The sequence below is a fragment of the Thermomonospora umbrina genome (assembly GCF_003386555.1).
Classification (GTDB): Bacteria; Actinomycetota; Actinomycetes; order Streptosporangiales; family Streptosporangiaceae; genus Thermomonospora; species Thermomonospora umbrina.
This window is the reverse complement of the sequence record NZ_QTTT01000001.1, coordinates 5,355,649-5,371,750: the sequence shown is the minus strand read 5'-3', so window position 1 is coordinate 5,371,750 and position 16,102 is coordinate 5,355,649. Positions and strand designations below refer to the sequence as shown.

General features: G+C 71.8%; 15 protein-coding genes. 10 read left to right on the top strand and 5 right to left on the bottom strand.

Going from position 1 to position 16,102, the window contains the following annotated elements; translation table 11 throughout:
- Positions 1-26: 26 nt before the first annotated feature.
- The gene (gene dnaG / locus DFJ69_RS23930; RefSeq protein ID WP_116024669.1) at positions 27-1,922 is read right to left on the bottom strand and encodes a DNA primase; all 1,896 of its coding nucleotides are present in this window, start codon (positions 1,920-1,922) and stop codon (positions 27-29) included.
- A gap of 91 nt (positions 1,923-2,013) precedes the next feature.
- Here dnaG and DFJ69_RS23925 point away from each other — a divergent pair, with 91 nt between their 5' ends.
- Positions 2,014-2,646 carry a putative glycolipid-binding domain-containing protein gene (locus tag DFJ69_RS23925; RefSeq protein WP_116024668.1) on the top strand — a complete coding sequence of 211 codons (633 nt, stop codon included), beginning with the start codon at positions 2,014-2,016 and terminating at the stop codon, positions 2,644-2,646.
- Here the strand turns inward: DFJ69_RS23925 and DFJ69_RS23920 are convergent.
- The 3 genes from DFJ69_RS23920 to DFJ69_RS23910 form a co-directional block, all read right to left on the bottom strand.
- Positions 2,609-4,126 (bottom strand): M20/M25/M40 family metallo-hydrolase, encoded by a 1,518-nt coding sequence (locus tag DFJ69_RS23920; protein ID WP_211328721.1) that lies wholly within the window; start codon positions 4,124-4,126, stop codon positions 2,609-2,611. The two genes, DFJ69_RS23925 and DFJ69_RS23920, sit on opposite strands and share 38 nt — an antisense overlap.
- A gap of 73 nt (positions 4,127-4,199) precedes the next feature.
- Complete coding sequence (locus DFJ69_RS23915) at positions 4,200-4,844, bottom strand: Rid family hydrolase (protein ID WP_116024667.1); 645 nt, start codon at positions 4,842-4,844, stop codon at positions 4,200-4,202.
- 8 nt (positions 4,845-4,852) lie between these two features.
- Positions 4,853-6,406, bottom strand: coding sequence for a flavin monoamine oxidase family protein (locus DFJ69_RS23910; protein ID WP_116024666.1), 1,554 nt, complete (start codon positions 6,404-6,406; stop codon positions 4,853-4,855).
- Positions 6,407-6,684: 278 nt separating this feature from the next.
- Between DFJ69_RS23910 and DFJ69_RS23905 the strand changes: the two genes are divergently transcribed.
- The 7 genes from DFJ69_RS23905 to DFJ69_RS23875 all read left to right on the top strand — a co-directional run bounded on the left by DFJ69_RS23905 (position 6,685) and on the right by DFJ69_RS23875 (position 12,168).
- Positions 6,685-6,987, top strand: coding sequence for an urease subunit gamma (locus tag DFJ69_RS23905; protein WP_116024665.1), 303 nt, complete (start codon positions 6,685-6,687; stop codon positions 6,985-6,987).
- Positions 6,984-7,295, top strand: coding sequence for an urease subunit beta (locus DFJ69_RS23900; RefSeq protein WP_116024664.1), 312 nt, complete (start codon positions 6,984-6,986; stop codon positions 7,293-7,295). Before DFJ69_RS23905 ends, DFJ69_RS23900 begins: the two co-directional genes overlap by 4 nt.
- Positions 7,288-9,006 carry an urease subunit alpha gene (locus DFJ69_RS23895; protein ID WP_116024663.1) on the top strand — a complete coding sequence of 573 codons (1,719 nt, stop codon included), beginning with the start codon at positions 7,288-7,290 and terminating at the stop codon, positions 9,004-9,006. The genes DFJ69_RS23900 and DFJ69_RS23895 overlap by 8 nt, the downstream gene beginning before the upstream one ends.
- A gap of 2 nt (positions 9,007-9,008) precedes the next feature.
- Positions 9,009-9,779: an urease accessory protein UreF gene (locus tag DFJ69_RS23890; protein ID WP_116024662.1), complete on the top strand. Its 771-nt coding sequence runs from the start codon at positions 9,009-9,011 to the stop codon at positions 9,777-9,779.
- A gap of 16 nt (positions 9,780-9,795) precedes the next feature.
- Entirely contained in the window at positions 9,796-10,458 is a 663-nt protein-coding gene (gene ureG, locus DFJ69_RS23885) for an urease accessory protein UreG (protein ID WP_116024661.1), read from the top strand.
- Positions 10,455-11,198 (top strand): urease accessory protein UreD, encoded by a 744-nt coding sequence (locus tag DFJ69_RS23880; RefSeq protein ID WP_116024660.1) that lies wholly within the window; start codon positions 10,455-10,457, stop codon positions 11,196-11,198. The genes ureG and DFJ69_RS23880 overlap by 4 nt, the downstream gene beginning before the upstream one ends.
- Positions 11,199-11,313: 115 nt before the next feature.
- Complete coding sequence (locus tag DFJ69_RS23875; protein WP_116024659.1) at positions 11,314-12,168, top strand: LLM class F420-dependent oxidoreductase; 855 nt, start codon at positions 11,314-11,316, stop codon at positions 12,166-12,168.
- A gap of 15 nt (positions 12,169-12,183) precedes the next feature.
- Here the strand turns inward: DFJ69_RS23875 and DFJ69_RS23870 are convergent, their stop codons facing one another.
- Positions 12,184-12,852, bottom strand: coding sequence for a DUF305 domain-containing protein (locus tag DFJ69_RS23870; RefSeq protein ID WP_245974776.1), 669 nt, complete (start codon positions 12,850-12,852; stop codon positions 12,184-12,186).
- Between the two features lie 186 nt (positions 12,853-13,038).
- On the opposite strand from DFJ69_RS23870, the gene DFJ69_RS23865 reads away from it, so the two are divergent.
- The gene (locus DFJ69_RS23865; protein WP_211328720.1) at positions 13,039-14,466 is read left to right on the top strand and encodes an LVIVD repeat-containing protein; all 1,428 of its coding nucleotides are present in this window, start codon (positions 13,039-13,041) and stop codon (positions 14,464-14,466) included.
- Between the two features lie 183 nt (positions 14,467-14,649).
- Positions 14,650-16,083, top strand: a complete 1,434-nt coding sequence (locus DFJ69_RS23860; protein ID WP_425453425.1) for an LVIVD repeat-containing protein — start codon at positions 14,650-14,652, stop codon at positions 16,081-16,083.
- Positions 16,084-16,102: the final 19 nt, after the last annotated feature.

Below are 16,102 nucleotides of genomic sequence, written 5' to 3'. Positions count from 1 at the left end.
CAGCACCCATTTTTCGGGAGGGTGTGCTATAGCGACCCGATGGCGCGCTCACGCATCACGCGTCGCTGCTGCTCAAGGGCCACAAGATCGCCGAACAGCCGGCTGTAGTCCTCGGGGCGCTCGGCCGGATTCAGCCGTTCGAGTTTAACCTTCAGTGCGGCGATCTCGGCGGTGAGCTGGCGTTCGGTGATTCGGGCGAGCAACTCCGCCGCGTAGCGGTCATCCGTTTCTCCGGAGGTGCGCAACGGCTCCACCGCCAGCCGGGTGACCAGGCCCGCGACCTGCTCGTTCGGGGCCGCCTCACGCAGCCGCACGGCCCAGTCCGGACCGGTCGCGGCGGCCACCCCGCCCGCCTCGGCGATCACGGCGCGCACGGCGGCGTGCGGCGCGGCGGCGAACGCCGACACCGGCAGCTCGTCGAAGGCGGGGCCGAGGGTCGCCGGACGCTGCACCGCGAACTGGAGCAGCTCCCACTCGCGCCGCACGTCGGGGTCGTTCGGGTCGGCCTCGGGACGTCGGGGCCGCTCGCCGTCCGCCTGCTCGCCGGAGGCGTCCTGACGCCTGTCGGGGCGCTCCCGGCCGCCGGACGCCGGACGCCGGACGCTCTGCTCCCGGATGCGGCGGAGCACGAACTCCTCGTCCATGATGCCCAGCCAGCGATCGAGGCTGACGGCGTACATCTTGCGGAGCCCGGCGTCCTTGATGCCCGCCACCACGGGGGCGGCGGCGTCGAGCGCGGCGAGCCGGCCCTCGTTGGTGCTCGTGTCGAAGCCCTCGATGGTGGTGCGGATGACGAACTCGAACAACTGCCGGCGGGAGGCCACCAGGTCGCGCACCGCCGCGTCGCCGTGCTGGAGCCGCAGGTCGCAGGGGTCGAGCCCGTCGGCCTGCACGGCCACGAAGGTCTGCGAGACCAGCCGCTGGTCCTGGGCGTAGGCGCGGAGCGCGGCGCGCTGCCCGGCGGCGTCCCCGTCGAAGGTGAAGATGATCTCGGCGCGGGCGTCGGCCTGGTCCATCAGCAGCCGGCGCAGCAGCTTGGCGTGGTCCTCGCCGAAGGACGTGCCGCAGGTGGCCACGGCCGTCGGCACCCCGGCCAGATGGCAGGCCATCACGTCGGTGTAGCCCTCGACGATCACCGCCTGACGCCGCCGGGCCATCTCCTTCTTCGCCAGGTCGGCCCCGTAGAGCACGGTGCTCTTCTTGAAGAGCGGGGAGTCGGGGGTGTTGAGGTATTTGGGGCCGTCGTCGTTGTCGAACAGCTTGCGCGCGCCGAACCCGATGACGTCACCGGTCATGTCGCGGATCGGCCAGATCAGCCGCCCCCGGAACCGGTCGACCGGGCCGCGCCGCCCCTCCCTGGCCAGCCCGCCGGCGACCAGCTCCTGGTCGCTGAAGCCGCGACCGCGCAGGTGCCGGACGAGGGCCTCCCACTCGCGGGGGGCGTAGCCGACGCCGAAGTGCTCGGCGTGCGCGGCCTCGAACCCCCGCTCGGCCAGGAACCTCCGCCCGATCGACGCCTCGTCGGACGACAGCCGCTCGGCGTAGTACTGGGCCGCCGCCTTGTGCGCCTCGACCAGCCGGGCCCGCTGCCCGTCCTGGCGGGGGCTGTAGCCGCCCTCCTCGTAGCGCAGCTCCACACCCGCCTTGGCGGCCAGCCGCTCCACCGACTCGGCGAACGACAGGTGCTCCATCTTCTGGACGAAGGTGATGACGTCGCCGCCCTCACCGCACCCGAAGCACCAGTAGAGCCCGCGCGCCGGCGTCACGTTGAACGACGGCGACTTCTCGTCATGAAACGGGCACAGCCCCTTGAGGTCGCCGCCACCCGCGTTCCGAAGCTGGAGGTAATCCCCCACGACGTCGGCGATGGGCGACCTGTCACGGACGAGCGCGATGTCCTCGTTGCGAATCCGGCCTGCCACGCCGTGAGTCTATTCCCGGCCTCCGACATCTCGGGCCGCTCCGACGGTCCCGACAGGGGTCCGCGGCGTCGTCCGGGGCATAACGATCTTCATGACGAGATCCGTGGTGTGGGTGAAGGACGAGGGCGCCGAACTGGCCGAGGTGGAGTTCGAGGGCCGCTCCCTGACCGCCGCCGGGTGGGCGGTCGGCGGCGGGCCCCTGCCCTACCGGCTGGAGTACGAGTTGGCCACGGCCGACGGGTACGTGACCGCCCGGCTGCTGGTGCGGGCCGAGGGGCTCGATCCGGAGACCGGGCCCTGGCGTCGTTCCCTCGAACTCGCCAACGGGCCCGACGAGGTCTGGACGGTCCGGGCGAGGGCCACCGGGCACCTGGCGATGCCCCCGCCCGGCGGGGACGCGTCCGCCCTCAAGGGCGCGCTGGACTGCGACCTGGGGCTGTCGCCGCTGACCAACACCATGCCCGTGCTGCGGGCGGGTCTCCTGGAGGGCGGCGGGCCGGTCGAGCACCTGATGGCGTGGGTCTCGGTGCCGGAGCTGACGGTGACGCCGTCGCCGCAGACGTACACGTTCGTCCGCCGGGAGGGCGACCGCTCGGTCGTCAACTACGCCTCGGAGGGCTTCACGGCCGACATCGTCTTCGACGCGGACGGCATGGTGGTGGACTATCCCGGCATCGGCCGCACGGTCACCGCACCCGGAAACGGTCGAACAACCGGTACATGAACTCGGTCCCCTGCTTGAGGGCCTCGACGCCGATGCGCTCGTCGTTCCCGTGCATGCCGATGAGCTGGTCGTTGTCGATGACGTACGGGTAGACGCCGTACCCGGGGACGCCTCGCGACGTCCACGGGTACAGGCTCGTACCCGCCTCGAACAGCGCCGGGACGAACTCCGCACCCGGGTAGGTGACCCCGGCGGCGCTCCGGATCGCCTCGAAGAGGGGCGAGTCGATGCTGGAGGGAGGGCGCACGAAGGTCTCGTCGAGCCTGCGCAGCGCGTCCTCCTCCGTCTCCCCCGCCGCGCCGACCAGCTTCACGGTCACGTCGCGGTCCTTCAGGAGGGTGCGCACCTGGGCGAGGAAGTCGCGGGGGCGCTGACCCCCCGGCACGCCGCGGCAGTTGACCCGCACGGTGGCCGTGGACGGGATGACGTTCTCCTTGTAGCCGGCGTCCTCGATGACGAACGCGTGGGTGGTGCGGAGCAGCGCCCGGTGGAGCCACGGGTACGAGCTGCGGGCGACGACCACGGCCGCCGCCCGGTCGCGGGCCCGCTGCGATCGGGCGGCCAGGAGCAACTCGATGGCGCGGCGGAACGCGACGTCCTCGGTGGCCTCGGCGAGCGCGGTGAAGTACTCGCGGGTGACGGGCGTGAGGACGGCGGGCGCGAGCCAGCCCCCCAGCTCGGCCACGGCCCGCGACAGCCGCACCACGGCCGAGTCGGGCATCGGCTTGGACGAGTGGGTCGCAGTGCCCTCGGAGACCAGGTCCAGGTTGAAGTAGACCTTGTCCTGCCTGGTCACGGTGATGAGCATGGGCGTCGTCCGGTCGCGTTGCGCCAGGAACCAGCCGCCCTCGGTCAGCACCATGCCGGCGTCGACCTTGGCCCAATGGTTGGCGGCCAGCCAGCGGGAGCCGTACGGGCCGGCCTCCTCGTCGCAGTCGGTCAGCACGATGACGTCGCGTTCGAACCGGGCGCCCTCCCGCAGGTGGCGCAGCAGGGCGGCGATGAACGCGGCGTTGGCGCCCTTCATGTCGAGGGCGCCGCGGCCGTGGACCTGGCCGTCCCTGACCACTCCGGCGAACGGGTCCACCGACCATTGGGCACGCTCCACCGGGACGACGTCGGAATGTCCCAGCAACAACAGCGGCGGTCCGGCGGTCGTGCCGCGCACCCGGGCGACGAGATGGACGTTGTCGGCCTTGGGGGTCGGAATGATCTCGGCGGGGACGCCCGCCGAGTCCCACACCGCCTTGAGCATCTCGGCGTGCGGCCTGGTCACGCCGCCCTCGCCGAAGTTCTGGGTGTCGAAGGCCAGCATCCGCCGGAGCAGCGCCAGCGGGTCGAGGGCGGCGGGGTCGACGGCGGTCCGGGCCGCGGCGGGGCCGCCGAGCGCGGGGGCTCCGGCGATCACGCCCCCGGCCACGACCGCCGCGCCCGCTCCGGTCCGGCCGAGGAACGTGCGGCGGCTGAGAGGCTCCGGCAACGACTTCTCCCATCTGTGGACCGGGACGCCCCCGCCGGTGCCGGATCCCCGCACCGGCGGGGGCGTCCCGTGCTCAGCGGTGGCGATAGGCGGCGACGACCTCGACCTCGACCAGCCAGCCCTGGACCGGCAGGTTCTCGATCTCCAGCGTGACGCGGGCGGGCCGTGCCGGGTTGGCGTACATCGGCGGCGCGGGCGCCGCCGTCCCCAAGGGGACGTCGAGCACCTTGCGCGTGACCAGGTCGGTGTTGGCGTAGAACTGGCGGTAGGCGCGGTTCCACCCGGCGAAGTCCGCGACGTCGGACCCGGGCGGGTTGCTCAGGTAGGCGCGCATCGAGATCACGTCGCGGGGCGTGAGCCCGGCGGCCTTGAGGTTCTCGCCGATCTGCTTCAGCGCGTTGATGGACTGGGCCTCGGTGAGGGTGACCCCGGGCGGCAGGACGCCCCCGGGGAAGTCGACGTAACGTTCCGGCGTGCCCGCGGGGGCGGAGGTGTTGGCCCCCGCCGGGCCGAGGCCGCTGGAGGTGTACGTGGTGACCAGCGAGCCGACCCCGACCCCGCCGGCGATGGACGGGTTGCTCTGCCCCTCGGGCAGCGCCGGGCGGACCTCGGTGGGCTTGGGGGGCCGGGGGGTGCGCTCGGGCGCGGCGGAGGCGGCCCCGCCCAGCCCCACGAGCACGGCGGCGGAGACGGCTCCGGTGATGACCTTGCGACGCATCGTTCCTCCTAGGACGCCAGGACCCGCTGGTGGAGCTCGGAGACGACCTTGCGCGCCGACTCGAACGAGCCGTGCTGCCAGGCGATCTCGTAGCTGAGCCAGTCGCCGCAGTAGTAGACGTTCCCCTGCGCTTGATTGAGCAGGCGGTACTCCGCGCCACGGGACGGCCAAGAGATCCAGCCGCCCTCGATATGGGGCTGTCTCCGCCATGCGATGGACATGGACGCCGCGAGGTCCCGCCGGTACCGGTCCCCGTGGATCTTGGCGCCCTGGGCGAGGGCCCGTGCGAGCCGGTCGGCGTGCGTCATGGTCGCGTACGCGTCGGCGGCGCCCCCGAAGTTGTAGTAGCCGACGACCAGCCCGCCGCGCCCGTGGTAGCCGTAGGACGGGTACCAGATCGTGGACACGTCCAGGTCGGTGTTGGTGATGCCGCCGTAGATGTTCTCGTCCTGCTCCCACCAGCGGCGGCGGTACTCCAGGCCGATCTTGCCGGTGGACACCGGGACCGGCATGGCCAGGGCCGACTGCACGCCCGCGCCGAGGTTGTGCGGGATCTTCGCCAGGATCTGCGGCGGCAGTGTGGCGATCACGTAGTCGGCCTCGGCGACCCTGGTGCGGCCGTCGACGACGTACTCCACGCGCACGCCCTGCGCCAGGTTGGTGATCTTCGTGACCTTGGCGCCGGTGCGGATCTTGTCCCGCCCCACCGCCTTGGCCAGCGCCCGCGGGATGGCGTCCATGCCACCGACCGGCTGGAACATCAGCATGGCCTGGCTGTAGCCGAACTCGAACGAGAACGACCTGCCCACCCCGCTGGCGAAGACGTCCGACAGCGACGGCGGCGCCCCGAGGAGGGTGCCCGGCTGCTCCCCCGCCCCCGGGTCGATCGTGTATCCCCGCCGGTCGGTGCCGGTGTACGCGTACCCGTTGGCCTTGGAGCCGATCGCCCCGAAGCCGGACAGGAACGAGAGCAGCCGCTCCTTGTCGGCCGCGGTGAGCCGCCCGTCCAACGCCCCCTGGTCGGTGGCCTTGGCCAGCAGCTCGGAGACGTACCCGTAGACGTCGGCCTTGGCGGTGCGCCATTTCACCGGAGCCTTCATCCCGGCGGACTCGTTGTAGATATAGGCCTCGGCGTTGCCGTTGGTGAACACCTCCAGCGGCACGCCGAGCTCACGGCAATAGTCCATGGTGGTCATCCACTGCGCGATGCGCGCCGGCCCGGCGTTGAAGTAGGTGCCCTCGCCGAACCGGGAGCGCTGCGTCTCCCCGCCCATCTCGTGCAGTCGGTCGCCGCCGCGCAACGTGAGGTTGCGACCGCCCACCCTGTCCTGGGCCTCCAGCACCGTGACGCGGTAGCCGGCCTTGCCCAGCTCATAGGCGGCGGCCAGCCCCGCGACACCGCCGCCCAGCACGAGCACCTTCGCCGCCCCGCGCCCCTTGAGGCGGAAGTCCGAAGGACTCGGCGGCTGGAAGGGCACCTTGGTCGCGGCCTCCGCGGACGGCGCCAGACCCAGCGCGCCCATCGTGGCGAACATCGCCCCCGCGCCGCCGGTCGCCCCCACTCGGGTGAGGAAGGAACGCCGGCTGTACCCCTGTGTTTGTTCCCTTGTCGGCAAGGAACACCTCCAAGATCTCGACGCACGGAGTCTTGGACCGTTCCGTTTCCGTCGCCCTCCCCCCGGGTAAGGACCGTGTTTCCAAACGATCACCACCCGATCGGCGAACGTCCTCCGACCGGATCCGGCGATGTCGGGCGCTTCGGCAAGGATGTTCGTTAATTCGCCGTTAAATTCGCAATCGGGGCGTTGTGGTCCGGGTGCGGGGCACTAGCGTCGGGCGGGTGCTGATCACCCCACATGAGCAGGAACGACTGCTGATCCATGTGGCCGCGCAGGTGGCCAGGGAGCGGCGGGCGCGCGGACTGCGGCTCAACCATCCGGAGTCGACCGCGATCATCGCGGCGTACGTGCTGGAGGGCGCCCGGGACGGGCGCGGGGTCGCCGAGCTGATGGAGGCCGGACGGGCCGTGCTGACCCGGGACGACGTGATGGAGGGCGTTCCGGAGATGCTGGAGTCGGTGCAGATCGAGGCGACCTTCCCCGACGGGACCAAGCTCGTCACCGTGCACAGGCCGATCCCGTGATCCCGGGCGAGGTGGTGCCCGGCGAGGGCGTTGTGGCGCTGAACCCGGGGCGCGAGCGGGTGGCGGTGACGGTGGTCAACACCGGTGACCGGCCGGTGCAGGTGGGGTCGCACTATCACTTCGCGGCGGCCAATCCGGCGTTGGCGTTCGACCGGGACGCCGCGTGGGGCCGCCGGCTGGACGTTCCCGCGGGGACGGCGGTGCGGTTCGAGCCCGGGATCACCCGGGACGTGTCGCTGGTGCCGTTGGCGGGGCGTCGCGTGGTGCCGGGGCTGCGGGCCGAGAGCGCGGGGGCGCTCGATGACTGAGCTGTCACGGGCGCGGTACGCGGCGCTGTACGGGCCCACGGTCGGCGACCGGATCCGGCTGGCCGACACGAACCTGTTCGTCGAGGTCACCGAGGACCGTTCCATGGGGCCCGCCGGAGCCGGCGACGAGGCGGTGTTCGGCGGCGGCAAGGTGATCCGGGAGTCCATGGGCCAGGCCCGGACGACGCGCGCGGAGGGCGCCGTCGACCTGGTGATCACGGGCGCGGTGGTGCTCGACCACTGGGGGGTCGTCAAGGCCGACGTCGGGGTGCGCGACGGGCGGATCGTGGCGCTGGGCAAGGCCGGCAACCCCGACACGATGGACGGGGTGCATCCCGACCTGGTGATCGGGCCGTCCACCGAGGTGCTGGCGGGCAACGGGAAGATCCTGACGGCGGGGGCGATCGACTCCCACGTCCACCTGATCTGTCCCCAACTGCTGGAGGAGGCGCTCGGCGCGGGTGTCACCACGCTGCTCGGCGGCGGAACGGGCCCGGCCGAGGGCACCAAGGCGACCACCGTGACCGGGGCCTGGCACCTGCACCGGATGCTCGAGGCGCTCGACTCCTGGCCGGTCAACGTGGCGCTGCTGGGCAAGGGCAACACGGTGTCGGAGGACGCCCTGTGGGAGCAGTTGCGGGCCGGGGCGTCCGGGTTCAAACTGCACGAGGACTGGGGGTCCACCCCCGCCGCGATCGACGCGTGCCTCAAGGTGGCCGACGCCTCGGGGGTCCAGGTGGCGCTGCACTCCGACACCCTGAACGAGGCCGGGTACGTGGAGTCGACGCTCGCGGCGATCGCGGGCCGGTCGATCCACGCTTACCACACGGAGGGGGCGGGCGGCGGGCACGCGCCCGACATCATCACGGTGGCGGCGCATCCCAACGTGCTGCCGTCCTCGACCAACCCGACCCGGCCGCACACCGTCAACACGCTCGACGAGCACCTCGACATGCTGATGGTGTGCCACCACCTCAACCCGTCGGTGCCCGAGGACCTGGCGTTCGCCGAGTCGCGGATCCGCCCGACCACCATGGCGGCCGAGGACGTGCTGCACGACCTGGGCGCGATCTCGATGATCGGCTCGGACTCGCAGGCCATGGGACGGATCGGCGAGACCGTGATCCGGACCTGGCAGACCGCGCACGTGATGAAGGCGCGGCGCGGGGACCTGCCCGGCGCGGAGCCGGCCGACAATCTGCGGGCCCGCCGGTACGTGGCCAAGTACACGATCAACCCGGCCGTCGCGCACGGCCTGGACGGCGAGGTCGGCTCGGTCGAGCCGGGCAAGCTGGCCGACCTGGTGCTGTGGGACCCGGCGTTCTTCGGGGTGCGGCCCGCCGTGGTGCTCAAGGGCGGCATGATCGCCTGGGCGGCGATGGGCGACGCCAACGCGTCCATCCCGACGCCGCAGCCGGTGCTGCCGCGCCCCATGTTCGGGGCCGTGCCGGTGGTCGCCGCCGGGACGTCGCTGCACTTCGTCTCGCAGGCGGCGGTGGACGACGGGCTGGCCGACCGGGTCGCCGTGCGGCGCGCGATGGTCCCGGTCAAGGACACCCGCGGCGTGGGCAAGGCGGATCTGCCGTTGAACGACGCGCTCCCGCGCATCGAGGTGGATCCGGACACGTTCACCGTGACCATCGACGGCGACGAGGTGGAGCCCGCCCCGGTCGCCGAGCTGCCGATGGCCCAGCGCTACTTCCTGTTCTAGCCGTGGACGCCGCGTTGCTGCTCTTGGCGGACTCCCGGCTGCCGTCCGGCGGGCACGCCCACTCCGGCGGTCTCGAACCGGCCGCGTCCGCCGGGGTCGTCGCCGACGTCGCCGGGCTGGAGTCGTTCCTGCGCGGCCGGCTGGCCACGTCCGGGCTGGTCGCCGCCGCGATCGCGGCGGCGGCCCACGCATGCGGGCCGGAGGGCTGGGCGCGCCTCGACCGAGAGGCCGACGCCCGCACCCCCTCCCCCGCCCAACGGCGGGCGTCCCGGGCGCAGGGCCGATCACTGCTGCGCGCGGTCCGGATCGCATGGCCGGACGCCGTCCTCGGCACGCTCGCCGGGTTGAACGAGAGCGGCCCGCACCACCCCGTCGTGCTCGGCGCGGCCGTCGCCGCCCAAGGGCCGACCACCGCGTCCTCGGACGACCGTCACGGCGCGACCGGCGGCGATCTCGGCACTTCGTCGCCTCCCCCGCCCCCGTACGACGATCGCCCTGAGGACGCGGGGCGGGGTGCGCGGGCGGCGGCGTTGGTCGCGGCGTACGGGGCGGTGACCGGGCCGGCGTCGGCCGCCGTCCGGCTGCTCGGGTTGGATCCGTTGGCCGTGCACCGGGTGTTGGCGGGGCTGGCGGACGAGATCGACGCGGTCGCCGCGCGGGCCGCGGCCTGCGCGACCGGGGACCCGGCGGACCTGCCGGCGGTGTCCGCCCCGATGCTGGACGTGTACGCCGAACTGCACCTGCGGGCCGATCTGCGCCTGTTCGAATCCTGATCCGTTTGGAGGACCGATGGGAGCCTTTCACGGCGACGACCCGCACACCGCCCGGGCCACGGAGGGCCGGGCGCTGCGGCTGGGCATCGGCGGGCCCGTGGGCAGCGGCAAGACGGCGCTCACCGCGGCGCTGTGCCGGACGCTGCGCGACGAACTGTCGCTGGCGGTGGTGACCAACGACATCTACACCACCGAGGACGCCGACTTCCTGCGGCGGAACGCGGTGCTGTCCGACGACCGGATCACGGCGGTGCGGACCGGCTGCTGTCCGCACACCGCCATCCGGGACGACATCTCCGCCAACCTGGACGCGGTGGAGGAGCTGGAGCGGCGGCACGGCCCGCTGGACCTGATCATCGTGGAGAGCGGCGGCGACAACCTCACCGCCACCTTCAGCCGGGGCCTGGTGGACCGGCAGATCTTCGTGCTGGACGTCTCCGGCGGCGACAAGGTGCCCCGCAAGGGCGGCCCCGGGGTGTCGACCTCCGACCTGCTCGTGATCAACAAGACCGATCTGGCCCCGCTGGTCGGCGCGGACCTGGACGTGATGGCCCGGGACGCCGCCGCCGTGCGCGGCGACCGCCCCGTGCGGTTCACGTCGCTGCGGGAGGAGCCGGAGGCGGCGTCGGTGGCGGGCTGGGTGCGAGGGCTGCTGCACCACCGGCATCCGGTGGCATGACCCGGGGCTACTCGGCCCGCGCCGGGGTGACCGCCGAATGCGACGCGTCGGGCCGGACCCGGCTGACGCGGCTGCGGTCGGACGGGCCGCTGGCGCTCCGCGAGACCCCGGACGCCGTCTACCTGGTGGGGGCGGCGGCGGGGCCGCTGGGCGGGGACGAGCTGGCGCTGGACGTGGAGGTGGGCCCCGGCGCGCGACTGGCCGTCCGATCGGCGGCGAGCACCGCGGCGTTGCCGGGCGATGGGGAGTCCCGCTTCGTGGTGCGGGCGACGGTCGGGGCCGGGGGTCGTCTGGACTTCGCGCCCGAGCCCACCGTGACGGTCGTCGGGTCCCGCCATCGGGCGCTGGCCGTGGTCGATCTCGCCGGGGACGCGACGCTGCGGTGGCGGGAGGAGCTGATCCTGGGCCGGTACGGAGAACGGCCCGGCGCCCATACGAGTCGCTTCGACGTGACGGTCGACGGCGTGCCCCTCCTGCGGCACGAGCTGGGCCTGGACGATCCGGTGGTCCGGGCGAGCGGCGCGGTGCTCGGCACGGCCACGGCGGTCGGCGCGGTCCTGCTGGCGGGGCCCGGCGTCGCCGCCGAGCCGTACGCGGGCGAGGGGCTGGCGGTGCTGCCGCTGACCGGGCCCGGCGTGCTCGTCACCGCGCTCGCCGGGGACTCGGCCGCCCTGCGCCGCCGCCTGGCCGAGGGCGAGGCGCGGGCGAAGGGACGCGCTCGGACGTCTCCGCCTGGGTAGAGAACCCCACTGTGCCGGCATGCCCCACCGGGTGATCACCGAGGTGACCTGGAGTGCGCTTCGGCGAGCAGAATGGGCCCGTCCGGCAGCGATCCACGACGATAAGGAGACGCGCATGCGCATCGGTCTTCAGATTCCCGCGTTCACGTTCCCCGGCGGTGTCGAGCAGATCGGCCCCGAGTTCGGCCGCATCGCCCGTGACGCCGATCAGGGCGGGCTCGACAGCCTGTGGGTGATGGACCACTTCTTTCAGATCCCCCACGTGGGGCCCGTCGAGGACCCGATGCTGGAGGCGTACACCGCGCTCGCGTACGCCGCCGCGCTCACCGAACGGATCACCCTCGGCACCATGGTCACCGGCGTGATCTTCCGACATCCCGGGGTGCTGGTGAAGACGGTGACGACGTTGGACGTGCTGTCGGGCGGCCGGGCCTGGCTCGCCATCGGCGCGGCCTGGAACGAGGAGGAGTCCGTGGGGCTCGGCCTGCCGTTCCCGCCGACCGCCGAGCGCTTCGAGCAACTGGAGGAGACCCTGCAGATCGCCCTGCAGATGTGGAAGGGCGACGAGAGCCCGTACCGCGGCCGGCACCACACCCTCGAGCGCCCGCTGAACTCTCCGCAGTCGCTGCGGCGTCCGCACCCGCGGATCCTCGTGGGCGGCGGCGGCGAGAAGAAGACGCTGCGGTTCGTCGCCAAGTACGCCGACGCGTGCAACCTGTCCGACGGCGAGGAACTGCCGCACAAGCTCCGGGTGCTCAGGGAGCACTGCGAACGGGAGGGCCGCCCGTACGAGGAGATCGAGAAGACCGTGCTGACGATCATCACGCCGGACACGTCGGTGGAGGAGGCGGTCGAGGTCGCCGGGCGGCTCGGTGAGCGCGGCGTCGACCATGTGATCTACTCCGCGTTCGAGCCGCACCGGGTGACCGACCTGCTCGCCCGGGTGCGCGAACGGGTCGGCCGGGACTGACGGGGGCCGACCGGCTCACGCGCGCAGCAGGTCGCGCATCCGGACGATCTCGGCCTGCTGCGAGGTGAGCACGTCCTTGGCCAGTTCCTGCACCACCACGTCGGTGCCCTGGGCCAGCACGTCGCGGGCCATCACCAGGGCGCCCTCGTGGTGCTTGATCATCAGGTTCAGGTAGAGCCGGTCGAACTCCTCGCCCCGCGCCGCCTGCAGTCGCGTCAACTGCTCCGGGGTGGCCATGCCGGGCATGTTCGCGTGCGACGGGCCCGCCGAGGGCGCGCCGTGCCCGCCGTGGCCCCCGTGACCGCCGCCCGGCCGGCCCCCCGTGGCCTGCCTCAGCCACGACTGCATGGCCGAGATCTCCGCACCCTGGGACACGTCGATCCGCTCGGCCAGCGCCTTCACCTTGGCGTCGGACGCCTGCCCGGGCGCCAGCACCGACATCTCCAGCGCCTGCCGGTGGTGCGGGATCATCATCTGAACGAACGTGATCTCGGCGGCCGTGGGCGGCGCCGCCTTGGTCGGCCCGGCCGTGACGGTCCGGTTGGGCTCTCCGGGCCGGCCCGGGACGATCATCGTGGCCTTGGGCGCCGCCGCCGGCTCGTCGTCGCCGGCGCACCCGCTCAGCAGGCCCGCCGCCAGGACCGCAGCCAGGACCGGGACCCCGCCGTTCCGCGCCCTTCGCACTCCGCTCAAGCTCTCCACCCTTCGTGTGCCGACGCAGGGGACGGTACCCACCGCACGACTCACCGCAAAAGGCCCGCCGATATCGAGATGCTCACAAGTGGTCAAAGGTCTGGCGTAATACGACACGTCGGGGAATACTCCGTGGGTCAAGAGTTCGGGGGGTACCTTTCCGCAAAGGAGCACAGCGTGGCCTCAGCACTCAGACAGAGATCCGCGCGACGGGCCGTCCTGGGCACGCTCACCGGGCTCGTGCTCGCGCTGTCCGGCGTGCTGGCCGTCCCGGCCTCGTCGGACGACGTCCCCGGCGTGGACGAGATCGTCAAGAGCCCCAACATGAAGCACCTGGCCAACCTGCCCAAACAGGGCGACTTCGGCGCCGTGAACGCCTACGGCACCGACCTGGTGTTCAAGGACCGCTACGCGGTGACGGGCAACTACAACGGTTTCACCGTCTATGACATCGGCCGGCCCGCCCGGCCGAAGATCGTCAGCCAGGTGAGCTGCGTCGGGGCCCAGAACGACGTGTCGATCGCCGGGAACCTGCTGTTCCTGTCGACCGACGCCGCCCGCAGCGACGACTCCTGCCAGAGCGCCCCCGGGAAGGTCGCCGACGCGTCCTCCTGGGAGGGCATCAAGATCTTCGACATCAGCGACGTCCGCAACCCGCGCTACGTCAAGTCCGTCGAGACGCAGTGCGGCTCGCACACCCACACGCTGGTGCCGGGCAAGGGCCGTGACCGCGGCTCCGTCTACGTGTACGTCTCCTCCTACCTGTTGGGCCCCGGCTCGGTCGGGCCGGACTGCCAGTACCCGTTCGACCAGATCTCCATCGTCAAGGTGCCGCTGAAGGCCCCGACGTCGGCGGCCGTGGTGGCCACGCCGGTGCTGTTCCCCGACGGCGGCAACCCCGGCGGCGGCGACACCTCGTACCCGACCACCGGCTGCCACGACATCACCGCCTACCCGAAGCTGAACCTGGCGGCAGGCGCCTGCATGGGCGACGGCGCGCTGTTCGACATCTCCGACCCGGCCAAGCCCGAGGTCATCACCGTCGTCCGGGACACCGCGAACTTCGCGTTCTGGCACTCCGCGACGTTCAACGCCCGCGGTGACAAGGTGGTCTTCACCGACGAGCTCGGCGGCGGCGCGGGCGCGACCTGCAACCCGGTCGTGGGGCCGAACAAGGGCGCGAACGCCATCTACGACATCGTCGGCAAGGGGAGCGAGCGCAAGCTGGTCTTCCGCAGCTACTACAAGATCAGCCGGACCAACGCGGACACCGAGAACTGCGTGGCCCACAACGGCTCGCTGATCCCGGTCAAGGGCCGCGACATCATGGTCCAGGCCTGGTACCAGGGCGGCATCTCCGTCTGGGACTTCACCGACTCCCGCAGGCCCAAGGAGATCGGCTTCTTCGAGCGCGGCCCGCTGTCGACGACCCAGTCGATCCTCGGCGGCTCCTGGTCGGCGTACTACTACAACGGATACATCTACTCCAGCGACATCCAGAAGGGCTTCGACGTCCTCGACATCACCGACAGGCGCACCGACAAGGGCAAGCGGGTGCGACTCGACCTGCTGAACGTGCAGACCCAGCCGGATTACTTCGACTGACCGCACCGCACCGACGCAGCACCTCCAGGGGCCCCCGGACGACCGGGGGCCCCTGGCCTGTGTACGGGTCCGGTCTCGGTGCGCTCACGAAACGGTTCGCCCCTTCTCAGCCTGTGTGTCACGAGTGATACTCCTCGTGATCAGTGTCGGTTTTCGGGGGATCCACAAAGGAGCTACCAGGTGGTGTCATTCCTGGAACGGAGAAGAACCCGGGGCGCGCTGTTCGGATCGCTCACCGCGATACCGCTCGTGCTGGCGGGCCTGCTCGCGGCCCCCGCCTCGTCCGCCGACATCCCCGGCAAGGACGAGATCGTCAAGAGCCCGAACATGCGCCATCTGGTGAACGTCCCCAAGCAGGGGCCGTTCGCCGCCCCGTCCGCGTACAACTCCGACCTGGCCTTCAAGGGCCGCTACGCGTTCGCCGGCAACTATGACGGCTTCGTCGTGTACGACATCGCACGGCCCGCCCGGCCGAAGATCGTGAGCCAGGTGAGCTGCCCGGGCTCGCAGAACGACGTGTCGATCGCCGGGAACCTGCTGTTCCTGTCGACCGACGCGCCGCGCACCGACGACTCCTGCCAGAGCGCCCCCGGGAAGGTCGCCGACGCGTCCTCCTGGGAGGGCATCAAGATCTTCGACATCAGCGACGTCCGCAACCCCCGCTACGTCAAGGCCATCGAGAGCGAGTGCGGCTCCCACACCCACACCCTGATGCCCGGAAAGCGCGGCGAGACGTTCCTGTACGTCTCCTCGTACCTCCCGAGCGTGCCGTCCACCGGAACGGGCCCCGACTGCCGGGAGCCGCACGACAAGATCTCCATCATCAAGGTGCCGCACCGGAACCCGGCCGCCGCCGAGGTGGTGGCCGAGCCGGTGCTGTTCCCCGACGGCGGCAACCCCGGCGACGGCAGGCCGTACCCCGAGGGCACCCGGGCGACCAGCGGCTGCCACGACCTGACCACCTACCCGGACAAGGACCTGATGGCCGGGGCCTGCATGGGCGACGGCGTGCTGTTCGACGTCTCCGACCCCAGGGAGCCGCGCGTCATCGACATCGTGCGCGACGACGAGAACTTCGCGTTCTGGCACTCGGCGTCGTTCAACAACCGGGCGAACAAGATCGTCTTCACCGACGAGCTGGGCGGCGGCAGCGCGGCCACCTGCAACACGGCCATCGGCCCGGAGAAGGGCGCCAACGCGATCTACGAGATCGTCGGCAAGGGCGACGAGCGGCGGATGGAGTTCCGCAGCTACTACAAGATCTCCCGCCCGAACGCCGACACCGAGAACTGCGTGGCCCACAACGGCTCGCTGATCCCCGTCAAGGGCCGCGACATCATGGTCCAGGCCTGGTACCAGGGCGGCATCTCCGTCTGGGACTTCACCGACTCCCGCAGGCCCAAGGAGATCGGCTTCTTCGAGCGCGGCCCGTGGTCCGACACCATCAGCCCGCTCGGCGGCTCGTGGTCGGCGTACTACTACAACGGATACATCTACTCCAACGACATCCAGAAGGGCCTGGACGTCCTGGAGATCGACGACCCGCGCACCGACCCGGGCAAGAGGGTCCGGCTCGATGAGCTGAACGTCCAGACCCAGCCGAACTACTTCGACTGACCCACCGAGGGCGAGGGGG